The organism is Acidithiobacillus sp. TH-A36 (assembly GCF_057473445.1).
Genome location: NZ_JBYCKP010000085.1, coordinates 1 through 2684 on the forward strand (window position 1 = coordinate 1; position 2684 = coordinate 2684).

General features: G+C 56.6%; 2 protein-coding genes. Both read left to right on the forward strand.

All coding sequences use genetic code 11. From position 1 onward, the window contains the following. Nucleotides 1–443 (forward strand): helix-hairpin-helix domain-containing protein (locus tag AC2VLY_RS02425; RefSeq protein WP_486921704.1); only part of this gene is annotated, 443 nt, incomplete at its 5' end. A gap of 53 nt (nucleotides 444–496) precedes the next feature. Next, nucleotides 497–2684: translation initiation factor IF-2 (gene infB / locus AC2VLY_RS02430; RefSeq protein ID WP_486921705.1), on the forward strand; the 2188-nt coding region annotated here is incomplete at its 3' end.

Here is a 2684-nt window from a genome sequence, read left to right on the forward strand (position 1 = left end):
AGGCCAAACGTGACGAAGAAGATTCCAAGTTCCTGAATCATTTTGTTCAAGAGTTGGGCGTGGATGAAGATCTGGCGCAACTGCTGGTCAGCGAGGGTTTTACCTCCATTGAGGAGGTGGCTTATGTGCCGGTTGCCGAGATGACGGAAATTGAAGGGCTCGATGAAGAACTGGTCAGCGAACTGCGGCGTCGGGCGCGCGATATGCTTTTGAACAAAGCCATTGCCCAGGAAGAACAGGTGGCATTAAGTGAACCTGGTGAAGACCTGCTAAGCCTGAAAGAAATGGACAAAGGCCTGGCTCATCTGCTGGCCAGCAAGGGTGTGGCCACCGCCGAAGATTTGGCGGAGCTTGCAGCCAGCGAGTTATGTGAGATGGTCGGGATTGATGAAGAGCGTGCGAAAGCTCTTATTCTGGAGGCGCGTGCGCCCTGGTTTACTTAATACGAACCCTGTGAACGCATTGTGCGAACAAGTGGTTTTGGAGAAAGAGGATTATGACGGTAACTGTCGCCAATTTTGCAGCTGAATTAGGTGTAACCCACGCGCGCTTGTTGGAGCAGTTGAATGCTGCGGGCATCGTGAAAAAAACGGCAGACGATGTAGTCACTGAAGACGACAAACATCGGTTGCTGGCTTCATTACGCAGTGCCCATGGAGAAGGAAGTGGCGAGCTGCGGCGGATCACCCTGAACCGGACCAGCACTTCTGAAATCAAGCAGTCAGTCGGCGCGGGAAAATCCCGTACGGTGCAGGTGGAGGTCCGGCGTAAAAGAACCTACGTCAAACGTGAGGTGACCTTAGATGAACCGTTAGAACAGCTGCCGGTTGCGGAAACTCCGGTTGCTGAGCCGGTCAAAGCCGTCGAGCCGTCTACCCCCGAGATCGAAACGACGCTGGCGAGCTCCGTTGACGTGGCCGTCACGGAAACTGTCCAGGACTCAGCCGCTCCTGTTGCCCAGCAAGCTGCTCCCGAAGCGGTAGAATCGGTAGCGCAACCCGTGGTGACAACTCCCGAAGCTATACCGGCAGTGGAACCAAAAGCGCCAGGCGCTGAACGTCAGACTGCTGCCCGTGCCCATAGCGAACGCGCTACGGTACCGGATCGTAACCGTGCCCCAGTCAGCGAACGCCAGCGTCCCGCAGCAACTGCCCCGGCGAAAGCACCATCGGCCCCGCCGCGTGGAAAAAAAGCAGGCCCGGCAGGTCGCGCAGAGGATGATCGTTCCGGTGCCGGACGACGTGGTCCGCGTCGTAATGAAGAGGGTGGTAATGCCGATGCTTTAGCGCGTCGGCGCAAACCCGGAGACAAGAAAAACCGGAATCGCGGTGCGCAGATGGGTAATGAAGCCATCATGGCACCGGTGATCCGCGAAGTGGCCGTCCCCGAAACCATTACGGTGGGTGAGCTGGCCAGCCGCATGGCGATCAAGGCTACGGATGTCATCAAGGCCATGATGAAAATGGGTGTGATGGCGACCATCAATCAGGTGATTGACCAGGAAACGGCGGCTATTGTCGTTGAAGAATTAGGTCATAAGGTCAAGATGGTTGCCATGACCAGTCCCGAAGCCTTCCTGATGGATGAAGACAGTTCGGAGACCCCGATTATTGGCAGACGGCCCCCCGTGGTCACGGTAATGGGGCATGTGGACCATGGTAAAACCTCACTGCTGGACCGGATTCGTTCGGCGCAGGTAGCCAGTGGGGAAGCAGGAGGAATCACCCAGCATATTGGTGCTTATCATGTGGAAACGCCCAAAGGCATGGTGACTTTTCTGGATACGCCAGGTCATGAGGCCTTTACCGCCATGCGGGCCCGAGGTGCTCAGGCTACCGATATTGTCGTTCTGGTAGTGGCGGCAGATGACGGTGTGATGCCGCAAACCATTGAAGCCATCCATCATGCCAAGGCGGCACATGTGCCGATTGTTGTGGCCGTCAACAAGATCGACAAACCCGGAGTGGACCCTGAACGGATCCGACAGGAGTTGGCAGGTCATGAGGTGGTTCCTGAAGAATGGGGTGGAGACGCGCAGTTTGTGAATGTTTCGGCCAAGGCGGGTCTGCATATTGATGATCTCCTGGATGCGATCCTGTTGCAGGCGGAAATGCTCGAACTGGATGTGCAGAGTAATGGTCCGGCCAAGGGTGTGGTCATTGAGTCCCGTCTTGATCGGGGTCGGGGTGTAGTGGCCACGGTACTGGTTCGGCAGGGTACCCTGCATGCTGGGGATATGCTCCTGGCGGGAGCCCAGTTTGGGCGCGTGAAAGCGCTGGTCAATGATGCCGGACAAAGTACGCAGGAAGTAGGCCCCGGGTTGCCAGCTGAAGTTCTTGGCCTCAGTGATGTTCCCCATGCGGGTGACGAGGTCGTGGTAGTGGCCGATGAACGCAAGGCTCGTGAAGTCGCGTTGTTCCGTCAGGGCAAGTTCCGCGATGTGCGTCTTGCCAAAAACCAGAAGGCTTCCCTGGAAAGTCTTTTCGAAGCTGCGGCAGACGGTCAGTTGCAGCAGCTGAATCTGTTGATCAAGGCTGACGTGCAAGGCTCGGTGGAAGCACTGAGTACGACGCTGGAACGCCTTTCTACATCTGAAGTAAAAGTGACCGTGATTCACGCGGGTGTGGGAGGTATTACCGAATCGGATGTGAATCTGGCGGCAGCTTCGCAAGCGGTGCTTATCG